At 70.7% G+C, this 24,405-nt stretch carries 26 protein-coding genes; 13 read left to right on the forward strand and 13 right to left on the reverse strand.

Annotated features, from left to right (window positions below; translation table 11 throughout):
• Positions 1–3 precede the first annotated feature (3 nt).
• Positions 4–378 (reverse strand): PH domain-containing protein, encoded by a 375-nt coding sequence (locus AB0G04_RS28655; RefSeq protein WP_360988611.1) that lies wholly within the window; start codon positions 376–378, stop codon positions 4–6.
• A gap of 73 nt (positions 379–451) precedes the next feature.
• On the opposite strand from AB0G04_RS28655, the gene AB0G04_RS28660 reads away from it, so the two are divergent.
• Positions 452–907 carry a MarR family transcriptional regulator gene (locus tag AB0G04_RS28660; protein WP_360988613.1) on the forward strand — a complete coding sequence of 152 codons (456 nt, stop codon included), beginning with the start codon at positions 452–454 and terminating at the stop codon, positions 905–907.
• 34 nt (positions 908–941) lie between these two features.
• Positions 942–1,712: a metalloregulator ArsR/SmtB family transcription factor gene (locus AB0G04_RS28665; protein ID WP_360988615.1), complete on the forward strand. Its 771-nt coding sequence runs from the start codon at positions 942–944 to the stop codon at positions 1,710–1,712.
• Between the two features lie 30 nt (positions 1,713–1,742).
• Here the strand turns inward: AB0G04_RS28665 and AB0G04_RS28670 are convergent, their stop codons facing one another.
• Positions 1,743–2,609: an AraC family transcriptional regulator gene (locus tag AB0G04_RS28670; RefSeq protein WP_360988617.1), complete on the reverse strand. Its 867-nt coding sequence runs from the start codon at positions 2,607–2,609 to the stop codon at positions 1,743–1,745.
• Between the two features lie 138 nt (positions 2,610–2,747).
• Between AB0G04_RS28670 and AB0G04_RS28675 the strand changes: the two genes are divergently transcribed.
• The 3 genes from AB0G04_RS28675 to AB0G04_RS28685 all read left to right on the forward strand — a co-directional run bounded on the left by AB0G04_RS28675 (position 2,748) and on the right by AB0G04_RS28685 (position 4,973).
• On the forward strand, positions 2,748–2,903 hold the full coding sequence (locus tag AB0G04_RS28675) for a hypothetical protein (RefSeq protein ID WP_360988619.1): 156 nt from the start codon (positions 2,748–2,750) through the stop codon (positions 2,901–2,903).
• A 172-nt stretch (positions 2,904–3,075) separates the two neighbouring features.
• Positions 3,076–3,702 carry a class I SAM-dependent methyltransferase gene (locus AB0G04_RS28680; protein ID WP_360988621.1) on the forward strand — a complete coding sequence of 209 codons (627 nt, stop codon included), beginning with the start codon at positions 3,076–3,078 and terminating at the stop codon, positions 3,700–3,702.
• Between the two features lie 80 nt (positions 3,703–3,782).
• Positions 3,783–4,973: an MFS transporter gene (locus tag AB0G04_RS28685; RefSeq protein WP_360988623.1), complete on the forward strand. Its 1,191-nt coding sequence runs from the start codon at positions 3,783–3,785 to the stop codon at positions 4,971–4,973.
• A gap of 240 nt (positions 4,974–5,213) precedes the next feature.
• Here AB0G04_RS28685 and AB0G04_RS28690 read toward each other — a convergent pair whose 3' ends face one another.
• Positions 5,214–5,753, reverse strand: a complete 540-nt coding sequence (locus AB0G04_RS28690) for a hypothetical protein (protein ID WP_360988625.1) — start codon at positions 5,751–5,753, stop codon at positions 5,214–5,216.
• A gap of 85 nt (positions 5,754–5,838) precedes the next feature.
• Complete coding sequence (locus AB0G04_RS28695; protein WP_360988627.1) at positions 5,839–6,759, reverse strand: hypothetical protein; 921 nt, start codon at positions 6,757–6,759, stop codon at positions 5,839–5,841.
• A gap of 113 nt (positions 6,760–6,872) precedes the next feature.
• Between AB0G04_RS28695 and AB0G04_RS28700 the strand changes: the two genes are divergently transcribed.
• Positions 6,873–7,844 (forward strand): NAD-dependent epimerase/dehydratase family protein, encoded by a 972-nt coding sequence (locus AB0G04_RS28700; protein ID WP_360988629.1) that lies wholly within the window; start codon positions 6,873–6,875, stop codon positions 7,842–7,844.
• 13 nt (positions 7,845–7,857) lie between these two features.
• Here the strand turns inward: AB0G04_RS28700 and AB0G04_RS28705 are convergent, their stop codons facing one another.
• The 7 genes from AB0G04_RS28705 to AB0G04_RS28735 all read right to left on the reverse strand — a co-directional run bounded on the left by AB0G04_RS28705 (position 7,858) and on the right by AB0G04_RS28735 (position 13,403).
• Positions 7,858–8,037 (reverse strand): hypothetical protein, encoded by a 180-nt coding sequence (locus AB0G04_RS28705; protein ID WP_360988631.1) that lies wholly within the window; start codon positions 8,035–8,037, stop codon positions 7,858–7,860.
• A 94-nt stretch (positions 8,038–8,131) separates the two neighbouring features.
• On the reverse strand, positions 8,132–8,713 hold the full coding sequence (locus AB0G04_RS28710) for a hypothetical protein (protein WP_360988633.1): 582 nt from the start codon (positions 8,711–8,713) through the stop codon (positions 8,132–8,134).
• 100 nt (positions 8,714–8,813) lie between these two features.
• Complete coding sequence (locus tag AB0G04_RS28715) at positions 8,814–9,980, reverse strand: RtcB family protein (protein WP_360988635.1); 1,167 nt, start codon at positions 9,978–9,980, stop codon at positions 8,814–8,816.
• A 28-nt stretch (positions 9,981–10,008) separates the two neighbouring features.
• Positions 10,009–10,953 (reverse strand): MBL fold metallo-hydrolase, encoded by a 945-nt coding sequence (locus tag AB0G04_RS28720; protein ID WP_360988637.1) that lies wholly within the window; start codon positions 10,951–10,953, stop codon positions 10,009–10,011.
• Between the two features lie 8 nt (positions 10,954–10,961).
• The gene (locus AB0G04_RS28725) at positions 10,962–11,468 is read right to left on the reverse strand and encodes a GNAT family N-acetyltransferase (RefSeq protein WP_360988639.1); all 507 of its coding nucleotides are present in this window, start codon (positions 11,466–11,468) and stop codon (positions 10,962–10,964) included.
• Positions 11,465–11,872 (reverse strand): GNAT family N-acetyltransferase, encoded by a 408-nt coding sequence (locus tag AB0G04_RS28730; protein ID WP_360988641.1) that lies wholly within the window; start codon positions 11,870–11,872, stop codon positions 11,465–11,467. Before AB0G04_RS28730 ends, AB0G04_RS28725 begins: the two co-directional genes overlap by 4 nt.
• 118 nt (positions 11,873–11,990) lie before the next feature.
• Positions 11,991–13,403, reverse strand: a complete 1,413-nt coding sequence (locus AB0G04_RS28735) for an RICIN domain-containing protein (protein WP_360988643.1) — start codon at positions 13,401–13,403, stop codon at positions 11,991–11,993.
• A 121-nt stretch (positions 13,404–13,524) separates the two neighbouring features.
• Between AB0G04_RS28735 and AB0G04_RS28740 the strand changes: the two genes are divergently transcribed.
• The gene (locus tag AB0G04_RS28740) at positions 13,525–14,526 is read left to right on the forward strand and encodes a substrate-binding domain-containing protein (RefSeq protein WP_360988645.1); all 1,002 of its coding nucleotides are present in this window, start codon (positions 13,525–13,527) and stop codon (positions 14,524–14,526) included.
• A 70-nt stretch (positions 14,527–14,596) separates the two neighbouring features.
• On the opposite strand, the gene AB0G04_RS28745 is transcribed toward AB0G04_RS28740, so the two are convergent.
• Together AB0G04_RS28745 and AB0G04_RS28750 are read right to left on the reverse strand one after the other, a co-directional pair.
• Positions 14,597–15,685, reverse strand: a complete 1,089-nt coding sequence (locus AB0G04_RS28745) for a substrate-binding domain-containing protein (RefSeq protein WP_360988647.1) — start codon at positions 15,683–15,685, stop codon at positions 14,597–14,599.
• A complete protein-coding gene (locus AB0G04_RS28750; protein ID WP_360988649.1) occupies positions 15,682–17,427 on the reverse strand; it encodes a heparinase II/III family protein in 1,746 nt (581 codons plus the stop codon). Before AB0G04_RS28750 ends, AB0G04_RS28745 begins: the two co-directional genes overlap by 4 nt.
• Positions 17,428–17,669: 242 nt before the next feature.
• On the opposite strand from AB0G04_RS28750, the gene AB0G04_RS28755 reads away from it, so the two are divergent.
• The 6 genes from AB0G04_RS28755 to AB0G04_RS28780 all read left to right on the forward strand — a co-directional run bounded on the left by AB0G04_RS28755 (position 17,670) and on the right by AB0G04_RS28780 (position 24,395).
• Positions 17,670–19,514: a DUF2264 domain-containing protein gene (locus tag AB0G04_RS28755; protein WP_360988651.1), complete on the forward strand. Its 1,845-nt coding sequence runs from the start codon at positions 17,670–17,672 to the stop codon at positions 19,512–19,514.
• A complete protein-coding gene (locus AB0G04_RS28760; protein WP_360988653.1) occupies positions 19,511–20,800 on the forward strand; it encodes an extracellular solute-binding protein in 1,290 nt (429 codons plus the stop codon). Before AB0G04_RS28755 ends, AB0G04_RS28760 begins: the two co-directional genes overlap by 4 nt.
• Before the next feature lie 61 nt (positions 20,801–20,861).
• A complete protein-coding gene (locus AB0G04_RS28765) occupies positions 20,862–21,755 on the forward strand; it encodes a sugar ABC transporter permease (RefSeq protein ID WP_360988655.1) in 894 nt (297 codons plus the stop codon).
• Positions 21,752–22,630: a carbohydrate ABC transporter permease gene (locus AB0G04_RS28770; protein ID WP_360988657.1), complete on the forward strand. Its 879-nt coding sequence runs from the start codon at positions 21,752–21,754 to the stop codon at positions 22,628–22,630. The genes AB0G04_RS28765 and AB0G04_RS28770 overlap by 4 nt, the downstream gene beginning before the upstream one ends.
• Positions 22,627–23,256, forward strand: coding sequence for a hypothetical protein (locus AB0G04_RS28775; RefSeq protein ID WP_360988659.1), 630 nt, complete (start codon positions 22,627–22,629; stop codon positions 23,254–23,256). The genes AB0G04_RS28770 and AB0G04_RS28775 overlap by 4 nt, the downstream gene beginning before the upstream one ends.
• Positions 23,253–24,395 carry a glycoside hydrolase family 88 protein gene (locus AB0G04_RS28780; RefSeq protein WP_360988661.1) on the forward strand — a complete coding sequence of 381 codons (1,143 nt, stop codon included), beginning with the start codon at positions 23,253–23,255 and terminating at the stop codon, positions 24,393–24,395. The genes AB0G04_RS28775 and AB0G04_RS28780 overlap by 4 nt, the downstream gene beginning before the upstream one ends.
• Positions 24,396–24,405: the final 10 nt, after the last annotated feature.

A 24,405-nucleotide genomic window follows, 5' to 3' on the forward strand; every position in this document is an offset into this window, starting at 1 on the left:
TGCTCAGAGGACGAAGCCGGCGATCAGCTGGCCCAGCTGACGGATGTCGGAGCTCGACTTGAACTCCAGGCGCACCTTGCCGAGGCCGCTGAAATACAGCTCCAGCTCGGCGTCCCGGTCGAAGTTGCCGGCGGTCTCGATCGAAAAGGCCTGGATCTTGTTGTACGGCAGCGAGGTGAAGTCCACCTTCTTGCCGGTCATGCCCTGGATGTTGGCGGCGATGAGCCGCTTGTTGGTGAACGCCACGAAGTCCCGGGTCGTCTTGAATGCGTAGATCAGCTGCTCGCCCTGGATCAGCAGCGGCGCCACCTGTGAATACACCGCACCGGGGTCGACCGGGGTGAGCTTGAAAACGGAGGGGCTCGAGAAATCGATCACGGGCCCACGGTAGCCCGCGACCGCCAGCCGCCGGGCTTGATCTCAACCTCCGTTGAGGTCCTACGGTCGCCGCATGGACATCGAGGAGCTGACTGACGAGGAGCTGGCGGGCCAGCCGGCCGCCTACTGGACCGGCGTGGCGTACGAGGCGCTCATCGGTTTCACCCGGCGGCAGCAGGCCGCGGCCGGGTTCACCCAGCCGGGGTTCTGGCTGCTGCGCAACCTGTCCGCGAATGATCTCTCACCGGACGGGCAGGGCAGGACCGTTCCGGAGCTCGAGGAGGCGATGAGCACGTACCTGCGGGCCGAGGACGATCTGGCGGCCGAGGCCGGGGCGCTCGCGGAGCTTGGTCTGCTGCGGGTGGACGGCGCCGGGCGCTGGTGGATCACCGAGGCGGGGGAGGCGGCGCGCCTGGAGATGAAGTCTCATGCGCCCGCGATCCGCGCCCGGATCCACGAGGGGATCGACGACGCCGACTACGTCGTCGCGCTGCGGGTTCTGGGCCGGATGATCGCGAACGTCGGTTGACAACATGCAGTCTGAAGACTGCATAATGCAGGTCATGGACGCGGTGTTCCGGGCGCTTGCCGATCCCACCCGCCGCCGGCTGCTCGACGGCCTGCGCGCGGAGGACGGCCAGACGCTGGGCCGGCTCGCCGCCGGCCTGGACATCACCCGGCAGTCCGTCACCCAGCACCTCGCCGTGCTGGAGGAGGCGAACCTGATCAGCACGGTCCGGCGCGGCCGGGAGAAGCTGCATTACCTCAACCCGGTTCCCATCCACGATCTACGGCAGCGATGGATCGCCCCGTTCGAGGAGCCGCGGCTGCGGACGCTCGACACGATCCGGCGGCATGCGGAGGAGTCACCGATGAAACCGAACTTCGTGTACGTGACCTACATCCACGCCACCCCGGACCGGGTCTGGGAGGCGTTGACCTCGGCGGACCTGACCGGCGAGTTCTGGGGGCACAACAACGTCTCCGACTGGCGGCCCGGATCGCCGTGGGAGCACGTGCGGACCGACGGGTCCGGCATCTCCGACGGCGGCGGCGTCGTGCTCGAGGCCGACCCGCCGCACCGGCTCGTCATGACGTTCGGCGAACCCGGTTCCGGCGCCGGGCCGGACGCGTCGACGGTCACGTTCCTCATCGAACCGCACCACGACATCGTCCGGCTGTCCGTCACCCACGAGAACCTGCCGAGCGACAGCGACGCCGAGGCTGTCTCGCACGGCTGGCCGGCCGTGATGGCCAACCTCAAGTCACTCCTCGAGACCGGCCACGTGCTGCCGCAGGCCCCGTGGGAGATGCACGCCGACTCGCGCGGCTGACACCGCCGAGCCGCGCGTGCATCCCGGCACTCAGGCGGGCTCGACCGGCATCCACAGCTCACATGTGGCGGTGCTGAAGTCGGCGGCGAGGTCGAGCATCGCGACGATCGACGGGCCCGGCCGCAGCCGCCACGGGTTCGACGGGAACCAGTCGGTAGCGGTCGCCGCCCACGCCGTCTGCAGCGCCTCCGGATAGGGCCCCGAGGTGCGGAACACCACCCACTTGCCGGCCGGCACCTCGATGGCGTCGAGGTCGTCCGGGACCGGGGTGTCCCGGCCGACGGCCGCCCCGTGCAGGTAGGTCAGCTCGCTGCCCTCCGGCGCGTCCGGCTCGATCCCGTGCGTGACCTGAAGCAGGCCGGCCGGCTCGGTGTCGCTAAGGGCTTTGAGCCGCTGGTGCTCCGACGTCGACAGGCCGGCGACGAACTCCTGGATGTGCGGGTTGGCTCCCGCGTGGATCAGCGGGACCCGGGTGGCGTGGCCGACGAGCCGGATCTCGGGCCGGTCGGCGATTCGGGCGTCCATGGGGGTGCTCCCTTCGACGGTCAGGTGGAACCTGATCTGCGGTTGTGTCCGAAGGGGGCCTCCGTCGCGGCGTACCTCAGCCGGCCCGGCGCCGTGGACGGCCCGGAACGCCCGGCCGAACGCCTCGGCCGAGCCGTACCCGTACCGCACCGCGATGCCCAGCAGGTCGTCACCACGGACCACGTCGCCGGCGGCGACCGTCATCCGGCGCCGCCGCACGTACTCCGACAGCGGCATCCCGGCCAGCGACGAGAACATCCGCCGCAGGTGGTACTCGGTCGTCGCGAGTTCCCGCGACACCGCGCTGACGTCCATCTCCTTGCCGAGGTGCTCCTCGACCAGGTCGACGAGCCGGTTGAGTGCCGAGATCATGGAGGCCTCCTTCCGGCGTCAACTCTCGTCGGTGCGGCCCTGCCGCCGCCCGATCGTCCTGGCCCGATCCGATCATCCCGGGTTCAGACGTTGCACTCGGCCCGATCGGTCCGGCTCGCACCCGTACCGCAGAGGGCCTTGTTGCCGAACTGGAACTGCTCGTCCGGGTGGCTGCGCCGCAGGAAGCCGGTCCGGACGAACGTCCCGCTCCAGCTGGTGCCGACGATCTCACTCGCGGTCCCGACGCCGAACGCGGCGGCCCCGGTCTCGTCCTTCTCCTCGTACGACCGGTAGGTGACGACGATCCGGGCAGGCGCCGCCGGTGGGGTGTCACCGGATCATCGTGCGTGGTCATCCCGCGACTCTATGGTCACCGGATGCCGGACCAGGACCACCGCTCGGCCTCCTCGGCCACCACAACCGTCGGACCTGGACCACCGGACGACCCCGCTGGAAGAATGTGACAGTGCCAGAACTGCTCGATGATCAGGCCCTGCACTCGTCGTCGGTGGTGGCCAACAACGCCATGAACCGGGAGCGGCAGCTGACCGGCGTCAACAGTTATGCCCGGGTGCTCGGGTTCGACCCGGTGGAGCGGGCCGGTGACGGCTGGCTGGACCTGTGCTGCGGCAGCGGCCGGGCACTGATCCAGGCCGCGGCGCGGACCGACCCGGCGCGACTGGTGGGGGTGGATCTGGTCGACGCGTTCGCGCCCGCGCCGCCGGGGCTCACCCTGGTCGCCGCGCCGATCGGGACGTGGACCCCGGAGCGGGCGTTCGACCTGATCACGTGTGTCCATGGGCTGCACTACGTGGGTGACAAGCTGGGCGTACTCGCGCGGATCCTGACCTGGCTGACGCCGTCCGGGACCTTCGTCGCGGACCTCGACCTCGCATCGATCCGGCCGGGCGGCCGGAGGCTGACCGCCCTGCTGCGGGCGGCCGGCGTCGACTACGACGGTCGCCGGAAGCGGATCGTCTGTGCCGGGCCACGGAAGCTCGACCTGCCGTACCGCTATCTCGGTGCCGACGACCGAGCCGGGCCCAACTACACCGGGCAGCCCGCCGTGAACTCCTACTACGAAATGGGTTGACGACGCCGATAGTCTGATTCTCCGTGCCCGCGATGGGTCCGAGGGGGGCTCCAGCCCCACCTCACATCGCGGAGCCACCGTTGAGATTCCTGCTCGTCACCGTCTTCGTCGACATGCTCGGGCTCGGCCTGATCGTGCCGATCGTGCCCGCCCTGATGACCGCCGTCACCGCCGATCCGGCGACCGCCGTGGTCTGGTCCGGGGTGCTCGGGTCCACCTACGGCATGCTGCAGTTCGCGCTGTCGCCGCTGCTCGGACGCCTCTCCGACCGGTACGGCCGGCGGCCCGTCCTCCTCGTCTCGCTGACGTGCCTCGGCGTCGACTGGCTGGCCCACGCCTCCGCGTCCGGGCCGTGGACGCTGCTGCTGTTCCATGCCGTCGCCGGCGCCTGCGCGGGCACGAACACCGTGGTCAACGCCTATGTCGCGGACGTCACCGAACCTGCGGAACGGGCCCGGGCGTACGGCCGGATCGGTGCCGCCTTCGGACTCGGCTTCGTCGCCGGACCCATCCTCGGCGGGCTGCTCGGCGCGGTCGACGTACGCCTGCCGTTCCTCGCCGCGGCCGCGCTCTGCTTCGCCAACGCCGCCTACGGATGGCTGATCCTGCCCGAGTCCCGTCCCGGTGACCGCACCACCCCGCTCACGCTGCGTGCCGCGAACCCGGTCACCGCGATCATCGCCGTCCTGCGCCGGCCGGTGCTGGGCCGCCTCACCTGCGCCCGGCTCTGCGCCGACGTCGCCCGCATGATCCACCAGTCGGTGTGGTCGTTCTTCCTCGCCGTCCAGTTCGCGTGGACCACCGCCCACATCGGTGCCGTGATGGCCGCCGGTGCCCTGGCCGGTGCATTGTTCCAGGCCAGAGCGGTCGGCCCGATCGTCCGCCGGCTCGGTGACCAGCGGGCCGCCATCGCCGGCAGCCTCATCGGTGCGATCTCGCCGGCGATCACCGCGGTCGCGGCCGCACCGTGGATGCTCTACACCGGGCAGGCCGTCGGGGTGGTCGCCTCGTTCGGCGGCGCGGCCGAACGATCATGGATCTCCCGTGGCATCCGGCCGGGCGAGCAGGGCACGGTCCAGGGGGCGCTGACCGGTGTCGGCGCGATGGCCGAGGCCTGTGTCCCGGTCACCGCGGGCGTCGCCTTCGCTTCCTTGATCTCGTACGGGTCACCGGCGCTGATCTTCGCCGGCGCCGCCGTCTTCGCCGCCGCCTCCACCCTCCTGCTGGCCACCACACCCGGCCAGCACCCACCGCTGTATCAGCGGCCGTGATACAGCGCTGTGCACCAGCCGCGCGGACCCGGCTGGGCGCGGGCGCTGTATCAGTGCGTTCGTTACGGCGCTGGGTTCTGGGCGGGGTGAGGGGTGAGATGGGTCCACAGGGCCGGTTCGGGGAAGCCGTCCCGGCGATCGAGTTCGGTCAGTGGCCAGTACTGCTCGACCGACAGGACGGTGCCGGTGGCGGCGTGCGCCCGGAACTCGGCGGGGCCGGCCGAGCGGGACGGCCACCGGTCACCAGTGATCAGTGTCGGTCACCGTGTAGCCACCGCCGACCACTGTGGAATATGCGGCCGGCGCTGTGCACTTGCGGGGTGCGGGGGAGTCGTCCGGGTAGGGGCTGAGCAGGCCCGTCATCCCGACCCGGTCGCGCCGGCCCCGGTCGGTGACGCTGAACCCGACCCGGTCACCGATCCACCCGGCGGCGTTCGGCGAGGCGTCCAGGACCTCGCCGGTGACGGTGGCCGTGTCACCGCCGGTCATCAGGCAGTCCACCCGCATCGAGTACCAGACGGTGTAGTTCTGGGCAGGGGAGTGGTGGGACAGGTGCGCGGTCCCCCACGACCGGACCGGCCACGGGCCGAGGCCGCCGTAGCGGGCATAGGCGTCCACCGTGAACCGCACCTCGTCGGCCGGCGACGGTGGGTAGAAAACCAGGGCCGAGCCGTGCAGGCGGGCGACGTCCGGATCGGGTCCGGCGTGCGCGGCGGCCGGGAGGCTGAGCATCGTGCAGGTGGCGGCCACGATCGCGGCCGTGCGTCGAGAGGATCGCATCGCTTTCTCCGTACCGAAGAGATGGGTTTCCCTCGATGCTTGCGGTGTGCCGCTGTGCGGAGATTGAGCCGCACACAGGCCGCGCTCAGCCGATGTGCCGTAGTAGCGGCCGCCATGCGGTCAGTCCCGGAGCCGGTTCCGGGGGAGGTGGCACGTCGTCGGCCGCGAAGCGCAGCAGTGCGAGGGTCATCCGTGATCGGCGCACGGTCTCCGGGGTGCGGGACCGCCAGTCCCGGGGCAGTGCCGCGGCCTCCTCCGGCGACATCGGCAGTGCGGCCAGGCAGACCCGTGCCACGTCGCCGACCGGCACGGTGCCGGGCCGGGCGAGGACAAAATCGGACCAGCGCCACGCCCACTCGTCGGCCGGTACCTGATCGGCGACCTGTCGCAGCAGCCACAGGCCGAACGCCGTCCAGGTGTCGCGCCGTTCCGGGTCGTCGCGGTGCAGGTGGAACAGGACGGCCAGATGGTGGGTCCATTCGCCGGGCGGGCGGCGCTCGAGCCAGCGTGGCCAGTCGGCCTCCGGCGCGGTCGCGATGGTCCGCACCTGCCGGCGCAGGTGCGTTGGTGCCTGATCATGAACGGTCAGTGGAGGTGTCGCCGGCACGCTGATCTTCATGATCCGGCCGGTGTCGGTGTCGATGCACACCTCGCTTCCGGAGGCGACGATCCGTACGTAGTCCGAGCCGGGAACGGTGTACGAACCGGGTGCCAGCCCGAAACCGTCGAGTTCGCGGAGCAGGCGTCTCCACTTCGGCGGTTTGCGCATCCGGTGCGCCTGCACGATGAGGAACTGGCAGCGCCAGGGCTGGGCCGGTGCCCAGCGGGTGAAGTGAGCCTCGAACAGACCCCAGTCGCGGAACATGCCGTGCGGGCTCAGGACGCTCTGGGTGAACGGCGAGTGGGCGGCGAGAAGCTCGGGGTCATGGTTGGGGGAGATGCCGTGGACGCGGCCGGTGGCCAGCGCTTCCAGGCAGACTTCGACGGCCTCGGCGCGCGGTTTCACTCCGCCAGGCTATCGATGACGGCAGCTACGGTCAGCACGCCGGCCCCGATCCCGGCGCGGCCGGCGGGTTCCATGCGGCGCAACCTGATCGGGCACGTGCTAGAACGTATCCAATGCGAACCGTTCTGGTCATCGGCGGCACCGGGACGATCGGCGGGGCCGTCGCTCGTCACCTGCTCGCGGCGGGCTGGCAGGTCACCGTCACCGGCCGTCGCCCCCGCCCGGTCCCGGCCGGCGTCGCCCTGGTCCTGGCCGACCACGACACCCTGCCGGGCGGGCAGTTCGACCTGGTCGTCGACTGTGCCTGCTACACCGCCGGACACGCCCGTCAGGTGCTTCCGCTCATGCGCGACGCCGGCTCCGCGGTGATGATCTCCAGCAAGGCCGTCTACGCCGATGCCGATGGCAACCACGTCAACTCGGCGGAGCCGCCGCACTTCGACGGCCCGGTCACCGAGGACCAGGCGACCGTGCCTCCGGGCGACATGGACTACAACTCGGCGGCGGGGTACGGGCCCAACAAGGTCGCCGCCGAGCGGCTGCTGCTGGACAGCGGCGCGCCGGTGACCGTGCTGCGGCCGTCCAAGGTGCACGGGCCGGGAGCCGGCCCGGCACGCGAATGGTGGTTCGTCAAGCGGGCGCTCGACCGCCGGCCGTACGTCCTGCTCGCCGCCGAGGGCCGGGGCGTCGACCACACGTCGGCGGCCGCCAACATCGCCGCGCTCGTCGCCTGCGTCGCCGACCGGCCGGGCCGGCGCATCCTCAACGCGGCCGACCCGGACGCGCCCGACGGTCTGACCATCTCCCGGGTGATCGCCGATCTGACCGGGCACACCCGGGAGGAGATCCTGCTGCCCGGCGACGATCCGGCCGGATGGCATCCGTGGCACCGGATGTCGCCGATCGTCCTCGACACGAGCGCGGCGGAGAAACTCGGTTACCGGCCGGTCGGTGACTACGCGGCGACCGTCGCCGAGACGGTCGGATGGCTGCTGCGGAACCGGCCCGGCCACGATCCCGAAGGCTGGTTCGACTACCCGGCCGAGGACGCCCGGGTGGGTGGCGGGTCCCGGTCGGATCCGTGAGAGGCCGCCGGCTTCACCGGCTGTGGCCGCTCCGCGTACCGCTGCGGGTCTTCTCCTTGGTCCGGCTGGCCGGATGCCGCGGCAGGTCCTCGGCCCGCGGCTGATCCTCGGCTTCCCGTGGCTCACGGAACGCCTCGGCCAGCTTGTCCCCGTGGATCTTCTTCGGTTCTTCCGGTACGTGTGTCTCGCCCATCACTCCATGGTCGGCCCGCCGACCCGCGAAGGGGGCGGCTTTCGGCTTTCCGGACGTCTCGGTCGCGGGCCGGGCGCCGGTCCCGCGGCGCGTCTCAGGCGATCGGCTTGGTCAGGAGGACGCAGGTGAGAGCGGCCTGCGCTGGCCGTCCGGCGGTCATCTCGCGGATCTGCGGATCGTCGGTCTTCGGCATCCGGCACGACTTGCGGGCCTTGTCGATCACGGCGAGCGCCTCGGTGATCTCCGGTTCGCGCTCCGGGCAGCGGTGACTGACGTCCAGATGCACGTCGGCCAGGGTGCCGTCGTCGGTGTTCACGGCCACCCAGCCGGCGAACTCCTCCCGGTCCCACCCGCAGACCTGCCCGGCGACCTCCTCGATCTCGGCGAACCCGGTGTCCGAGAGCGGATGACCGATCTGCTGCTCCAGGGCGGTGCGATAGGCGGCCGAGTCGTAGGCGGGCCCGGCCAGCGGCGCCCCGGCGACCGTGACGGCCGGTGCGGCGGCGGCGACCGGAGTGGTGTTCTCCTCGCGGGCCGGTGTCACACCCGCCTCGGCGGCACCGACGCCGAGGACTCCGAGCACGGCGAACGCCCCCGCGGCGAACCGCGCACGGCGGCTCATCCGGCGCCGGTGCAGCGCGCGGCGTGTGTGCACGCCCCGGTAGCGTTCCTCCATCAGATGCCCCCTCCCGCTCCCGCCGGTCAGCCGTTCCCTCTGTCCCTTCGGCTGGCCGGGCGCCGGAGAAAGCACTTAGTGGCACATCACACGTCCCGGTTCAGTCGCCCTTCACGTTGACCATCTGCCGCAGCGTGTGACGGACCTCGACGAGGTCCTCGGCATCGCGCATGACCACGTCGATCGGCTTGTACGCCTGCGGGATCTCGTCCAGGAACGCGTCGGTGTCCCGGAACTCGATGCCCTTCATCGCCTCCCGCAGCTGCTCCCGGGTGAACGCCCGGCGGGCCGCGGTCCGGGAGAAGGCGCGCCCGGCCCCGTGCGGCGACGAGTTCAGGGCGGCCGCATTGCCTTTACCCACGACCACGTACGAGGCGTCGCCCATCGACCCGGGAATGAGCCCCGCCACCCCACGGCCCGCGTTGATCGCCCCCTTGCGCGACAGCCACACCTGTTCGCCGTAGTGGGTCTCCCGCTCGGTGTAGTTGTGGTGGCACTGCACCCGCTCGCGCTGCTCCACCGGCCCGCCGACGAACTCCGCGAAGCAGGCGATCACGCGGTCCATCATCTCGTCCCGGTTGATCAGCGCGAAGTTCTGCGCCCACCGCAGCTCCCGCAGGTAGGCGTCGAACTGGTCGCTGCCCTCCTCCAGGTAGGCGAGATCACGGTCGGGCAGGTCGATCCGCCGCTGCCGCATCAGATCCTGCGCCACCCGGATGTGGTGGGTGGCGATCCGGTTGCCGACGCCACGGGAGCCGGAGTGCAGGAACAGCCACACCGACCCGGACTCGTCATGGCACACCTCGATGAAGTGGTTGCCGCTGCCGAGCGTTCCGAGTTGCAGGGGCCAGTTCTTCGCGTACCGCAGGGGGTCGAATCCGGCCGTCTCGGCCTCTCCGGTCAGCTGATCCACCCGGCGCCGCGCCGACTCGGTGAGCCGGGAGTTGTAGGAGCCGGCCGACAGCGGCACGGCCTCCTCGATCGACGTGCGCAGCCGGCGCAGGTCCCCGACCAGGTCGTCGCGGTGGTATTGGGTCCGCACCGCCGCCATCCCGCACCCGATGTCGACGCCGACGGCCGCCGGGATGATCGCCCCGAGCGTCGGGATCACCGAACCGACCGTGGCGCCCTTGCCCAGATGCGCGTCCGGCATTAGCGCGATGTGCGGGTGGATGAACGGCAGCCGGGACGCCTTCTCGGCCTGCCGCCGGGTCTCCTCCTCGAGAATGCTGGCCCAGCTGATCAGCCGCTCGTTGATCTGCAACATCTGACGTGCACCTCTCGCCCGTTCGATCTCACGCTGCCAGGCCGTTCCACGGGTCCTCGCGGTGCCACACCGCGGGCAGGTGCAGGGGCACCCGGTCCCGGCCGGCGAGCCGGGCCAGCACGCGCATGCTGGCGTCGAGGTCGTCACCCGCGTACGGCAGGGCCCGCAACGGCCGGTCCAGTGGCCGGAAGAAGTCGTCCCAGTGGATCAGCACGACCCGGCGTGCCCGCACCGCACGGACCGTGTGTTCCCAGTAATCGCGCAGGTAACGCTCGTCGTGAACGCCGAGTCCGCCGATGCCGAGGTACGCGACGTCGGCCCGGTGCCCGTCGAGCCCGCCCGGCACGAATCCGGCGCTGCCCTGGATCAGGGCGGTCCGGCCGCTGGCGTGCCCGGCCACGATCGACCAGGACTCCCCGCAGCGGTAGGCCCCGGCCCGGGCCGGCGGCACGAGCGGAGTGGTGATCGCGCCGGGGAAACGATCCGGCGGGCAGTGCTCCGACAGTGCGAAGGTGAGCGTGAACGACCCGTACCGCAGGGTCTCTCCCGGACTCACCACCCGGATGCGGTCCTCCGCGAGCCCGGCACCGCGGGCGACGTTCGCGGCCGACTCGCCACCGGCCAGAACCGCCCCGGTCCGTGCCGCCACCGCCGGTGAGTCCATCACGTGATCGAAATGCGTGTGCACCGCCGCGACCGCGCGCAGCCCTGCCCCGGTGCCGTGGCCGGGCCGGAGGCCGAGCCGGGCCAGCGCCGCGTCGATGCGGCGGCCGTCCGGTGCGATGCGGCGCAGCGCGACCCGTGCCATCGACGGGCGGGAGAAGAACCCGTCAGTCATGATCGCGTCGGTGCCGTCGCTGAACAGCAGCCCTGACACCCCGAGAAAGGTGACCCCGAACGCCGTGTCCGCGGCCGGGACGTCGAACCGGCCGGCATGGGCGCCGAGATCGGGGCGGCCGAATCTGATCCGCATCCTCGGGCTCACCCCACCCGCAGCTCACGGACGTGCCGGACGAACTCGTCGCCGGTCGCCAGGGCGCCGGTGCCGGCCACCACGAAGCCGGTGGCGCGCAGCACCCCCAGCGAACCGGCGTTGTGCGGGCTCGCGCGGGCCGTCAGACGCTGCAGCCCGTACTCGTCACGGGCCACGTCACAGACCCGGCGGACACCCCGTTTCGCCAGCCCACGCCCGGCCGCCCGCTCCGCCATGCGGAACCCCAGCTCCGCACTGCCGTCCCTGACGTCCACGAGATTGAACCGTCCCACGATCGCGCCGGTCTCGTCGGCAAGGACGTGAAAATGGCAGGCACCGGTCGCCTGTTCGGCAAGCAGAGCCGCGTGCCGATCATCGAACTCGGCGAAATAGTGGTCGCCGCGATCCGGTATCGATCGCGCGAACCAGGCCCGATTGACCAGCTCGAACTCCAGCAGCGCCGGCGCGTGGCCCGGGCGGAGCCGTTCCAGCACCACTTCCGGCTCGCCGGTCACGCCGCACCCAGGTGGATCAAGCCGGCCGGAGTGGCCCGGAAACCGCAGCTGTCCAGATAGAACCTCTCCAGATGCGGCTCGAAGTCGACGTGCAGCCATTCGCAGCCCGCCGCCCGTGCCTCGGCGGTGGCCACCTCGACGAGCCGCCGGCCGACCCCGCCGCGCTGCCGGGCCGGATCGACCGCGGTGTCCAGCAGGAACGCGTGACCGCCACCGTCCCAGCCGACCTGGACGAACCCCACGAGATCGTCGCCCTCGAACGCGCCGACCCAGGTGAGCGCATGCCTCTCCAGCCGCTGCGCCCACGGCCTCACCTCGGCGGGGTCACCACCGAACGCGCGGGCGTGCAATGCGCTGAGCACACGATCGTCGACCTCACATCGCGTTACGAACCGTATCGTCACGCCTGACATCATCCCGTCGGCGACGGACGGCGCCGAACCGGGCGGCCGGCGGCGACGAGACCCGCCGGTCACGGTCGCGGTGCCGGCCGAGGGTGCTCGGCCGGCCGGTGCGCCCTGCTCAGGAGGCGGTGCGGGACCACTGCTGATTGTTGCCGGAACCGCAGGCGTACTGCTGGATGTCGGCGCCGTCCGCCGTGTTCGAGGAGACGACGTCGAGGCACTTGCCGCTGTGCCTGGCCCGCAACTGGAAGTAGCTGCCGGTCGCGGCCCACTGCCACTGCTGGTTGGTGCCGCTTCCGCAGGTGTACTGGATGATGTTGGCGCCGTCGGACGTGGACGCCGAGGCCACGTCCAGGCACTTCCCGCTGTGCTGGGCAACGATCTGGAGATACCCGTTGCCGGCGTCGCGGAATTCCCAGCGCTGGTTCCCGCCGCTGTTCCAGGTGTACTGCTTGACCTCGGCGCTGTTGGCCATCGAGGCGCTCACCACGTCCATCACCTTGCCGCTGGCGCGGTTGGTCACACGGTAGTAGCCGGCGGCGTTCCCGGTGACCGTCCCGGCGGCCGCGTCGACCGTGATGGTGGGATACCAGTTCAGCGACATGCTGGTGCTGCTCGGGAAGGTGATGGGCAGCCACACGTACCGCGAGTCGTTGACCGGGCCGGACCAGGCGCCGGCCCAGCGGTCGCCCATGTAGAGGTAGCTCGTGCCGGACGTACCGGTGATCGGCAGGACGTAGGCCGGCTGCGAACCGAAGGTGGTGGAGTCGCCGACGTTCGTCCACCCGGACCACGGGCCGCTGATGCTCGTCGCGGTCGCGTATTTCGCCTGGTTCGGGTTCCAGCCGGAGGTGCCCGACGTGAGCAGGAAGTAGACGCCGTTGCGCTTGAACATGGCCGGCGCCTCGCGCGTGGCGTTGTCCCAGAAATTGCCGACCAGCGTCGAGACCTGCAGGTAGTCGGCGGTGAGGCGATAGATCTGCAGGTCGCGGTTCTCGTCGGCCGCGGAGATCATGTACGCCACGCCGCCGTCGTCGAAGAGCGTGATGTCGCGGGACATGTACTGGTTGAACGGGCGGAAACTGCTGTGGTACGTGTACGTGCCGTCGATCGTGGCCGAGGACGCCACCGCCGCCCGCGCCTCGCCGTAGTCCGTCCCGTTCTCCTTGTGCATCCACATGACGTACCGCCCGGTCGACGCGTTGTAGACGACCTTCGGCCGTTCGATCTTGGCGCTGCCCAGTTCGGATGCCGACGACGAGGTGAGTACGTTGTTGCGGAACTCCCACGTGCGCAGGTCAGCCGACCGGTAGACGGAGACGGCGCGGAACGTGTCGTCGGCGTTGCGGTTCTCTCCGAACCAGTACCAGTAGGAGCCGGCCTTGAGCACGCCGCCGCCGTGGGCGTGCACCCCGGCTCCCGCCGTGTCGGTGAACTGGACCCCGTTGGTGATCGTGACGGGTGCGGCCTGGGCCGGGGCCGGCAGCACCACGAACAGCAGGACCACCGCGAGGGCGGCGAGAAGTCTCATCCGAGCTCCCGATCGATGCGTAAGAATATGTGTAACGTCTTCGTAAACGGTCGGAAACGGTGAGGCCATGGTGCGATCCCGCTCGGTCGGAAACGCAACCAATCGAACAACCCTGTTCCAGGTGCAGCGGCACGACCGCCTGCTCACCGAGCTCCGCCGCAGCGGCGCGGTCCGGGTCAGCGACCTCGCCCGTGACCTGGGAGTCAGTGAGTTGACCATCCGGCGGGACATCGCCGCCCTGGCCGCCCGCAACCTGGTGCACCGGGTGCACGGCGGTGCCACCCTGCCGGCGCCCATCCGGTCGCTGCCGGCCCGCCGGACGGCCTTCACGGTCGGCATGGTGGTGCCGTCACTCGACTTCTACTGGCCGCCGATCGTCGCCGGTGCGCGCGCGGCCGGCGCGGCACTCGGAGTGAACGTGCAGTTGCGCGGGTCCAGTTACGACCCGGAGGAGGACCGCCGGCAGATCGGCCGGCTCGTCGACGCCGGGCAGGTGCAGGGCCTGCTGCTGGCCCCCAGCCTGGACGGTGACGACGCGGACCGGATGATCAGCTGGATCACCCGGCTGCCGGTGCCGGTGATCCTGGTCGAGCGGCAGCCGCGCCGATGGGCGGGCGGACCCCGGCAGATCGAATGGGTCCGCAGCGATCACGGGCTCGGACTGGAGATCGCCGTCCATCACCTGTACGAGCAGGGCCACCGCCGGATCGGTCTGCGGCTGTCCGGTGGCAGTCCGACCTCGGCGTACCTGTTGCAGGGCTGGCACCGGGCCTGCGCGGACCTCGGCATCGCGGACGACGCCGTGAACGTACCGCTCAGGGGTTTGTCCGCGGTTGTCGTGCACAGTGACCCGCAGGCCATCGTGCTCGCCCAGAACGCCGCCGACCAGGGCATCCGGGTACCCGACGACCTGGCGATCGTCTCCTACGACGACGAGGTGGCGCACCTGGCCGAACCGGCACTGACCGCGATCCGCCCGCCGAAGAACCACGTCGGCCGGCTGGCCGTCGAGTTGATGGTGTCGCGGCTGCTGGACGGCGACAAACGGCCCGCCCAGGGTGTGCTGGTCGCGCCGGAACTGGTGGTGCGCCAGTCCTCCCTGTCCCGCCGCGTCCGCGCCTGACACCCCACCCCGCGTGGTGATGTGCGCCCGCGGGTGAGCCGCAGTTCACCACGCACGTGGGCGCGTGGGGTCAGTGGCGTGGTGACGTGACCGAGTCGCGGAGGCGCAGCGCGGGACTGATCATGATGCGGTGGGTGGGGCGCTGGGGGTCGGCCAGGCGGTCGGCGGCCAGGCGGACCGCGGCCCGGCCGATCGAGCGCCGTGGCGGGCGGACCGCGGTCAGGGCCGGGCTGAACAGGCCGGCCACCTCGTCGTCGTAGGCGACGATCGACAGGTCGCCGGGCACCGACAGGTGGCGTTCCTCGCAGCGCTGGACCAGCGCTATCGCCTCGGCGTCGGCGTGCACCAGCAGGGCCGTGGTGCCCGTCTCGAGGGCCTTGTCGAGCGCCCGGTCGAGAGCGGCCTTGCACTCGGGTGAGGACGCGTCCGGCACCACCGCGTCGACCGTGTCGCTCACGTCGATGCCGCACTCGGAGGCCGCCTCGAGCCAGCCGCGGTGGATGTGCGGGCGGGTCGGGCTGGGGCCGGACAGCACCACGCCCACCTTGCGGTGACCGAGACCGGTCAGGTGCCGGACGGCCATGCCGGCGCCCTGCGCGTGATCGGAGACGACCGACTCGAGGTGGGCGTGGTGCGGGCCGGCGGTGGCGGTGCGTTCCAGCAGGACGACCGGGATGCCGAGGCCGGCCAGCCACTCGATGGTCTGCTGGGCGGTCGGCGCGTCCAGCCGGGGCGCCACGATCAGCGCGTCGACGCCCTGGTCGACCAGCCGGTCGAGCTGGGGCCGGTCGTCCTCGGTCTGGTACGACGAGCCCCGCAGCACGATCCGCAGGTCGAGTTCGCGGGCGGCCTCCTCGGCGCCGCGGGCTACGTGCGGGTAGTAGTAGTCAAGCGACGGGACCAGCATGCCGATGCTGCCGGCGAGGTCGAGCTCGGGGTCGCGGGCCTCGTCGCCGGTGGGCAGCGCCACTCCGCCGTGCACCCGCCGGACCAGACCCTCGGAGGCGAGCTGGGCTATGTCGCGGCGGATCGTGACCGTGGAGGCGCCGAGCGCGTCGGTGAGGTCGGAGACCCGGAGCACGCCGTCGCGCTGCAACTGTTCCAGCAGCCGCGCCCGGCGGGCCACCTGTAACGGGCCCCGCTTGTCAGAAGTGCTCACCGCTGCTTCTCCTTCACGGTCAGTTCGAGGGTACCGATGGGACCCAGGGTGGTGACGTCGATGTCGAGGCGGGTCAGGTGGTCACCCCAGACCTCGGAGAGCATCGGGTCGCCGAGCCGTCGGGTGGTGATCGTGCAGGGCCGGTCGCCCCAGGTCACCGTGACCGGGCCGATGTCGGCGCCGCCGCCGGACAGGGTGACCTGGCCGGCCGTGACGAGGTGGATCACGGTGCGCCCGGAGCCCGGCGACAGCTCCCAGGAGTCACGCACGGTGATCGTGCCGCCGGCACGGTCCAGCCGGGCCGTGCGGATCCAGCGGTGGATGTCGTCGCGGGGGTAGGCGGCGGCGAGGTCGAGGGTCAGTTCTCCGGAGGCGACGTCGACGGCCACGTCACGGGCCTCGAACGCGCGTCCCGCCGCCTGCTCGGAACCCCGGATCGAGGGGGTGTTGTGCCAGGTGGAGCGCATGGTCCAGATCTCGTAGCGCCGGGGTCCGAAGGTCTGCGCGGTGTAGGTGGGCCGCCCCGGGTCGATCAGCACCGGCACACCGCCGCAGGCCACCACGAAGCTGCCGATGTCGTTGTGGTTGTGGTTCTCGTCGTTGTGGCCGCCCTTGACGGCCAGGGTCAGACCCGCGGCGCTGCCTCCGGCGGGCCGGGCCAGCAGCACCTGGGTGGAGGGGAACCAGACGTCGCGGGGCAGCGGCGAGGCGGCCGGCGTCGCGGCGATCCAGTCCCGGTCGGTGACGGCCTGCAGCAGGTAACCGAGGCCGTGGCTCTCGTGTGCGACCGGTTCGCCGGGCCTCCGGTGGGTGGCCGCGTGCGCCTCGGCCTCGTGGGCACCGATCCGGCGGGCCAGCCGGTGCAGGGCGTGCCACGGCTGGTGCGGCGACGGCCGGGCCGGGCCGTCGGCGTGATTGAGGTACCAGGGTCCGCCCAGGTGGACGCGGTGCGGGAAGGCGATCAGCTCGGGATCGAGTTCGCGGCCGAGGCGCTCCATGGTCTCCAGGTAGCGCAACGCCCCGAGCCACCAGTAGTGGAAGCCCTCGTCGATGGCGCCGTCGGCGGGCACGGCCGCGGCGTACCGCCCGATTCCCTCGATGACGAGATCGGTCAGCCGGCGCCGCCGGTCCGGCGAGGAGACCAGCAGCGAAGTGGCGATCAGGATGTTGCTGTGGATCCACGGGTTCCAGTTGTGGACGTGCCCGTCGAGGCCGAGCCAGGTCCAGTCCCGCCGTTCGAGGAACGGCGTGAGCACCCGGCGTTCGACCTCGTGCCGGATCCGGGCACGCAGTCCGGGATACCGTTCGTCGAGCTGGGTGCCGAGCACGTGGTCGGTCCATGCCAGATCCGCGGCCACCTCACCGGCGCCCAGGTCGAGGTACGGCTCGGTGACGGTCGGCAGTACCGAGCCGTGCCGGGTGAACGTGTCGTCGTGGGCCGGCCAGCACCAGGTGCTCTGCTCACAGAACAGGACGACGCCGTCGGCCACCTCGTCGAGCCACACCGGATCGAGGGTGGCCGCGGTGAGCGTCACGGCGCGGGCCAGGCGCCGGTGCCGCTTCCAGAGAGCCTGTTCGTACGTGTCGCGGTCGCCGTCGCGGAAGTAGCGCGCGAAGTCACGGGCGAGCGGAGCAGGCCACGGCGTGCCGAGAGTGGCGCGGGCCCGCTCGGACAGCTGACGGAGGGTCGGTTCGTCGGCCGACCTCCACGCCTGCCGGTCGTTTGCTGGGGGCACGAACATGGGTCACCTCCCCGTGATCGATCGCGATCGTATCAGATCACTTTGATCGTCCTGTGCCGACAGTTGCGGTCGCCGACCGCCGGACGGACAGTCGAGGCTCCTCCTAAAAGGCCAGGTCACGGCGTTCTGTGAGCACTTTTGGCGAGGTCTGAGCGAAGAACTCATTGACATGCTCGATTGTGAGCGTTTTACTTCCCGGAAACCGATCACAGGTGCCCGCCCGATCGACTCCGGAGCGTGACGTGCCCTCCCTGAACTCTGCCCTCGGCACCCGGGACGACTGGACCGGCTTCGCCGACCGTCTCCTCGCCGCCGCGCGCCGGCACGCCTCGCCGTCACACGCGCTGTTCACACTGCCCGGCGCCGAGGGTGGCTACGGGCGGGCGGTCGACGGCCTCGAGGGCTTCGCCCGCACGTTCCTGCTGGCCGGTTTCCGCCTGGCCGGCGAACGTGGCCGGGGCCTCGACGAACTGGCCGAGCGGTACGCCGCCGGCCTCGCGGCGGGCACCGACCCCACCCACCCCGAGCGATGGGTACGGCTGAACGAGCACTCCCAGGCCAAGGTGGAGGCGGCCTCGATCGCCCTCGTCCTCGACATGACCCGGCCCTGGATCTGGGACCGGCTGGACCCGGCCGTCCAGGAACGGGTGATCGGCTACCTGGCCCCGGCCGTCGGCGACGACACCTATCCGCGGATCAACTGGGTCTGGTTCCGCCTGGTCGTGCAGACGTTCCTGCGCTCGGTCGGCGGGCCGTTCTCCGACACCGAGATGGCCGAGGACCTGGCCACCCACGACACGTTCCGGCGCGCCGACGGCTGGCTGTCCGACGGCTCGGCCCGCGCGTTCGACCACTACACCGGCTGGGCCCTGCACCTGTACCCGGTTCTCTGGTCACGGATGGCCGGGGTATCGGGGCCGCGCAAGGAGGACGTGGCCGCTCTCGACCGGTACCTCGACGACGCGCTCGCCCTGGTCGGCGCGGACGGTTCGCCGCTGCTGCAGGGCCGCAGCCTGATCTACCGGTTCGCCGCCGCGGCACCGTTCTGGGCCGGGGTGCTGGCCGACGTCCCCTCGCACTCACCGGGACGGTTACGGCACGCCGCGGCCAAGGTCGCCGGCCACTTCACCGGCCCCGCGGCCGATGCGGGCGACCTGCTCACTCTCGGCTGGCACGGTCCGTGGCCGCGGCTGGCCCAGTCGTACTCCGGTCCCGGCTCGCCCTACTGGGCCGCCAAGGGCCTGCTCGGCGTGGCACTCCCGGCCGACCATCCGGTGTGGGCCGCGCCGGCCGAGCCGCTGCCGGTGGAGACCGGCGACGTGCTGCGGGCCGTCCGCGCACCGGGCTGGCTGATCGCCGGCACCCGCGCCGACGGCATCGTCCGGGTCGTCAACCACGGCACCGACCACGGCGAGGAGGGCGTGCCCGGCGGCGACTCACCGCTGTACGCCCGGCTCGGCTACTCCACGGCCACCGCCCCGGTGCTCGGCGAGAGTGGCTGGACCGACCCCGCCGACCAGTCGGCCGTCCTCGTCGACGCGGCCGGCCGGCACTCGCACCGCACCGGGATGCGCACTCTGGCCGTACGCGTCGAAGGGGATGTGGGGGTTGCCGGGTCGGTGACCGAGGCACATTGGCTGGACCCGGATCCGCCCGGCCGGGACCACGGCTCGGGCCGCGCCGGACGCCTCCGCCGGGCCGGGCGGATCACCACCTTCTCCCTGGTCCGCGGGGCCTGGGAGGTCCGTCTCGTCCGGGTCGGCGATGCGAGCGCCGAAGCCGTACGGCTGCGCGTCCTCGGCTGGCCGGTCACCGGGGACGTCCTCACCTCCCGGATCACCCCGGTCCTCGGTGGCGGGGAGACGGGAACCACCGAACACGACGACGCGTCCCCGCTCGGCGATCCGGTCCGGGTGCCGTGGACCGACCACCCGGTGCCGGAGAGCTGGATCGCGCTGTTCGTCGAACTGTCCACCCACCCGGCGCAGGCGCGGTGCCGCGTCGAGATCCATCAATCACGCGTGCGGGTCGTCTGGCCCGACGCCGTCCTCACACACACCCGTATCGACATAGAGGAGTCGAGATGAAGCGTTCCCTCGCCGCTCTCACGGCGCTCCTGCTGGCCGTCTCCGGTTGCTCCGGCGACGGTGACGGCTCGGAGGAGTCGGGTCCGATCACCCTCACCCTGGCCGGGTGGAGCCTGGCCACCACACCTGAGTTCAAGACCCTCGCCGACGGCTTCAAGACCTCGCACCCGGACATCACGGTCGAGCTCAAGGAGTACGACGCCGCCAACTACGACACCCAGATGATCGCCGACCTGGCCGCCGGCAAGGCACCGGACGTCTACGTGCAGAAGAACCTCAAGAACTTCTACACCTACCAGAACGGCAAGCAACTGGTGGACGTGTCCGACGTGGCCGGCAAGCTCGGCCCGAAGGTCGGCGGCCTGAACTTCTACCAGGTGGAGGGCAAGACCTACGCGATCCCGTACCGCCAGGACTCGTGGGTGCTGTATTACAACAAGGCGCTGTTCGACAAGGCCGGCGTCAAGCACCCGGACGGCAGCTGGACCTGGGTGGAGTACGCGGCCGCGGCGAAGCAGCTGACCGCCGGGCTGAAGGCGAAGGGCGACAAGGCGCTCGGGGCCTACCAGCACACCTGGCAGTCCACGGCGCAGAGCTTCGCACTCGCCCAGACCGCGGGCGCCAACCTGGACAGCGGTGACTTCGGGTACCTCAAGCCGTACTACGAGACGGCGCTGGACCTGCAGATCGCCGGTGCACAGGTCAGTCTCGGTGACGCCACCACGAACAGCCTGACGTACCAGGCCCAGTTCGGTAAGCAGCAGGCGGCCATGATGACGATGGGCACCTGGTACATCGCCACCCTGCTCAACCAGCAGGCCAAGGGCGACGCGGACGCCTTCGAGTGGGGTATCGCCCCGGCACCGCAGCTGACCAAGGCCACCACCGGCACATCGGCCACGCCGGTCACCTTCGCCGACCCGACCGGACTCGGCATCAACCCGAAGAGCAGCGCGCGGAAGATCGCGGCGGCCAAGGAGTTCCTGGCGTACGCGGCCTCGGCGGACGCCGCGAAGGCGCTCGCCGGGATCGGTGTGACCCCGGCCGACAACAGCTCGGTGGCCGACACCATCTTCTCGCTCAAGGGCGCGCCGGGCGACGACCTGTCGAAGTTCACCTTCACCAGCCACGACACCAAACCGGAGAACCCGGTCTCCAAGTACACCGCGCCGCTGCAGAACATCCTCAAGGACATGCACACGGAGATCCTGTCCGGCGCCACGCCGATCGACGCGGCCATCACCAAGGCACAGGACCGTGCCAAGGCCGAGGTCCTCAGCAAGTGATCCGCCCGCGGGCCCGGCATCACGGGCCGGGCCCGCGCCAAGACCCCGACAGGAGCTCTGCATGACGACGATGCCGGTGCGGCGCCGGCGGTGGCGCAACACGGCGGTGGGCTGGTCGTTCCTGCTGCCGAACTTCGCCGGCTTCGTGATCCTCACGCTGGTGCCGGTGGGCCTGCTGTTCTACTACGCGTTCACCGAGTGGGACGTGTTCGGCGGCGCGACCTGGACCGGGCTGGACAACTTCCGGCAGATGGCCCGGGACACCAGCTTCTGGACCGCGCTGACGAACACCTTCTACTACTCGGTCTTCCACATCCCGCTCACCCTCGGCCTCTCCCTCGCCCTGGCGCTGTTGCTCAACCGGAAACTGCGGGGGGTGGCGTTCTTCCGTACGGTGGCGTTCTTCCCGTACATCACCTCGATCGTGGCGATCGCGCAGATCTGGAACATGCTGCTCAGCCCGGGGTTCGGGCCGGTCAACGAGGTGCTGCGGTGGATCGGCGTGGCGAACCCGCCCGGCTGGACCACCTCGGCGGACTGGTCGATGCCGGCCGTCATCCTGGTCGGCACCTGGCGCGACATGGGCTACTACATGCTGCTGTTCCTGGCCGGGTTGCAGACCATCCCGGCGCAGCTGCACGAGGCCGCCCGGGTCGACGGGGCCAACGCGTGGCAGCGGTTCCGGGCGGTCACGCTGCCGGGGCTGCGGCCGACCACGTTCTTCGTCACCGTGCTGATCACCATCAACAGTTTCAAGGTGTTCGACGTGATCCTGGTGATGACCGACGGCGGGCCCGGCCAGTCCACGCTCGTGCTGTCGCAGTACATCTTCCAGAAGGGCTTCGAGGAGAACCAGTTCGGCTACGCGTCCGCGGTCTCCATCGTGCTCTTCGCCATCTGCTTCCTGGTGACGATCATCCAGTTCGTCGTGAACAAGCGCGGGAGTGACCGATGACCACCCTGCTGGCTGTGAAAGAGGCGCCGGCCGCGACCGGGATGCCGGCACGCCGTCCGTCCCGGGGCTGGCGGGTTCTGGGCTATCTGGCGCTCGGGGTGGCCTCCGTCGGGGTGCTGCTGCCGTTCTACTGGATGGTCATGTCGTCGCTGAAGACCAACAACGAGGTCTTCACCGTCCCGATCCAGTGGATCGCCACCGACCCGGTGTGGAGCAACTACGCCGAGATCTGGCGCAAGTCGGACATGACGACCTGGCTCGGCAACACCGTCTTCCTGGCCGCGATCGTCACGTTGCTGCAGGTCCTCACCGGCAGCTTCGCGGCGTACGGCTTCGCGAAGATCCGCTTCCCCGGACGCGACGTGCTGTTCCTCGCCTACATCGGCACGCTCGCGGTGCCGTGGGCGTCGTACATGGTCCCGCAGTTCGTGATGATGACGAAACTGCAGCTCACCGACACCCTGTGGTCGATCGTGGCGCTGCAGGCGTTCGGTGCGCTCGGCGTCTTCATGATGAAACAGTTCTACGAGACCGTCCCGGACGAACTGCTCGACGCGGCCCGCATCGACGGGATGAACGAGTACGGCATCTACCGCCGGATCATGCTGCCGCTGTCCGTGCCGGCACTCGCCAGTCTCAGCCTGATCACCCTGGTCACGACCTGGAACGACTATCTGGGGCCGCTGCTCTACCTGCGCAGCCCCGACCTGTGGACGATCCAGATCGGACTGAAGTCGTTCATCGGCCAGTACAACGCCGAGTACGCGCTGATCATGACCGGGTCGGTGCTGTCGGTGCTGCCGGTCGTGGTGATCTTCCTGGCCGGGCAGCGGTACTTCGTCGAGGGCGTCGCGACCACGGGACTCAAGGGATGAACCCCGGCCGGATCTTCCAGGCGGTGCACACGGCACTGCTGACGAACCTGCTGCTCGCGATCGCCTGCGCGCCGCTGGTGCTGGTCGTGCTCACCACCGACCCGGGACGGACCTGGCCGCTGCTCGTACTGTTCGCGCCGCTCGGCGGACCGGCCCTGGTTGCGGTGTTCACGGTGCTCAAGTCGTACCCGAGCCCGGTCGTCAAGGTCTTCTGGACGGCCTGGCGCACCTCGGCGCGACGCGCGCTGACCACCGGGACGCTCGCCACCGTCGTGCTGCTCGTCCTCGGCGTGGACGCGCGCTGGGCGTGGGGCAGGCCGATCGGCGCCCTCGTCCTGCCGATGATCACCGTGGCCATGACGCTGATCGCCGTCACCACACTGCTGGTGCTGGTGCTCCTGGCCGACCGCCCCGGGACGCGACTGCGCGACGCCGCCCGGGCCGGACTCCACCTCGGCGTACGACGCTGGTACCTGAGCCTGCTCTCGCTGGTCACGCTGGTGCTGTTCGAGGCGTTGCTGGCAGCGCGGCCGGCCATCGCGATCGGTGTCGTGGCCAGTCCGCTGCTCTATGTCGTCTGGGCGAACAGCCGGTTCACCCTGACCCCGACCGGAAGGACAACATGACGGCGATCGCCGACCAGACCGGAACTGCCGTGACCGCCGCCCTGCGCACCATCGACGCGAACATGGCTGAGTTCGGCGACCGGTACCCGGGTGACACGACCGAGAACGATCGCTATCGGCCCCGGCCTGCGAACACCGGCTGGACCACCAGTTTCTGGCCCGGGATGCTGTGGCTCGCCCACGACCTGACCGGCGACGACACCTACCGCAAGGCGGCCTGCACGCACGTCCGGTCGTTCGCCGACCGGGTCGGCCGGGGCATCGATCTCGACACCCACGATCTGGGGTTCCTCTACACCCTCTCCTGCGTGACCGCGTGGCGGCGAAGCCGGGACCCGGAGGCCAGACGTGCCGCGCTGTCCGCCGCCGATCATCTGCTCAGCCGGGTGCTGCCGTCCGCGGGGATCATCCAGGCCTGGGGCGACCTGGCCGATCCGCGACAGCAGGGACGCACCATCGTGGACAGCCTGATGAACACGCCGCTGCTGTTCTGGGCGAGCCGGACCAGCGGGGACCCCCGATATGCCGCGGCCGCCCGGCGGCATGCCGCCCAGCTGCGCGATCATTTGCTGCGGCCGGACGACACGACGTACCACACGTTCTACTGGGATCCGGCCACCGGCGAGCCGCTGCGCGGAGAGACCGAGCAGGGCAGCGCGGACGAGTCGTGCTGGGCCCGTGGCCAGGCGTGGGGCATCTACGGGTTCACGCTCAACCACCAGTACACCGGAGACCCTTCGCTGCTGGCGGCCGCGGTCCGGTGTGCCGACTACTTCCTGGCACATCTCCCGGAGGACGGCGTCGCGCACTGGGATCTGATCTTCGCGCGGGATGCCGTGACCACCGAGGAGCGGGACAGTTCGGCGGCGGCCATCGCGGTCAACGGCCTGCTGGAGCTGGCCGCCTACGTCCCGGCGTCGCTGGCTGATCACTATCGGGCGTCCGCCGGCCGGATCCTGCGATCGCTGATCGACGGCTACTCGACCGTGCGGCGGCCCGACTCCAACGCGCTGCTGCTGCACGGCGTCTACGACAAACCCAAGGCCGTCGGTGTCGACGAGGGCAACCTCTGGGGGGACTACTTCTACCTCGAGGCGCTCACCCGTACCGCCCGGCCCGGCTGGTCCCACCCCTGGTAAGGAGCTCCAT

The sequence above is a fragment of the Actinoplanes sp. NPDC023801 genome (assembly GCF_040639655.1).
In the GTDB taxonomy this organism is placed as follows: Bacteria; Actinomycetota; Actinomycetes; order Mycobacteriales; family Micromonosporaceae; genus Actinoplanes.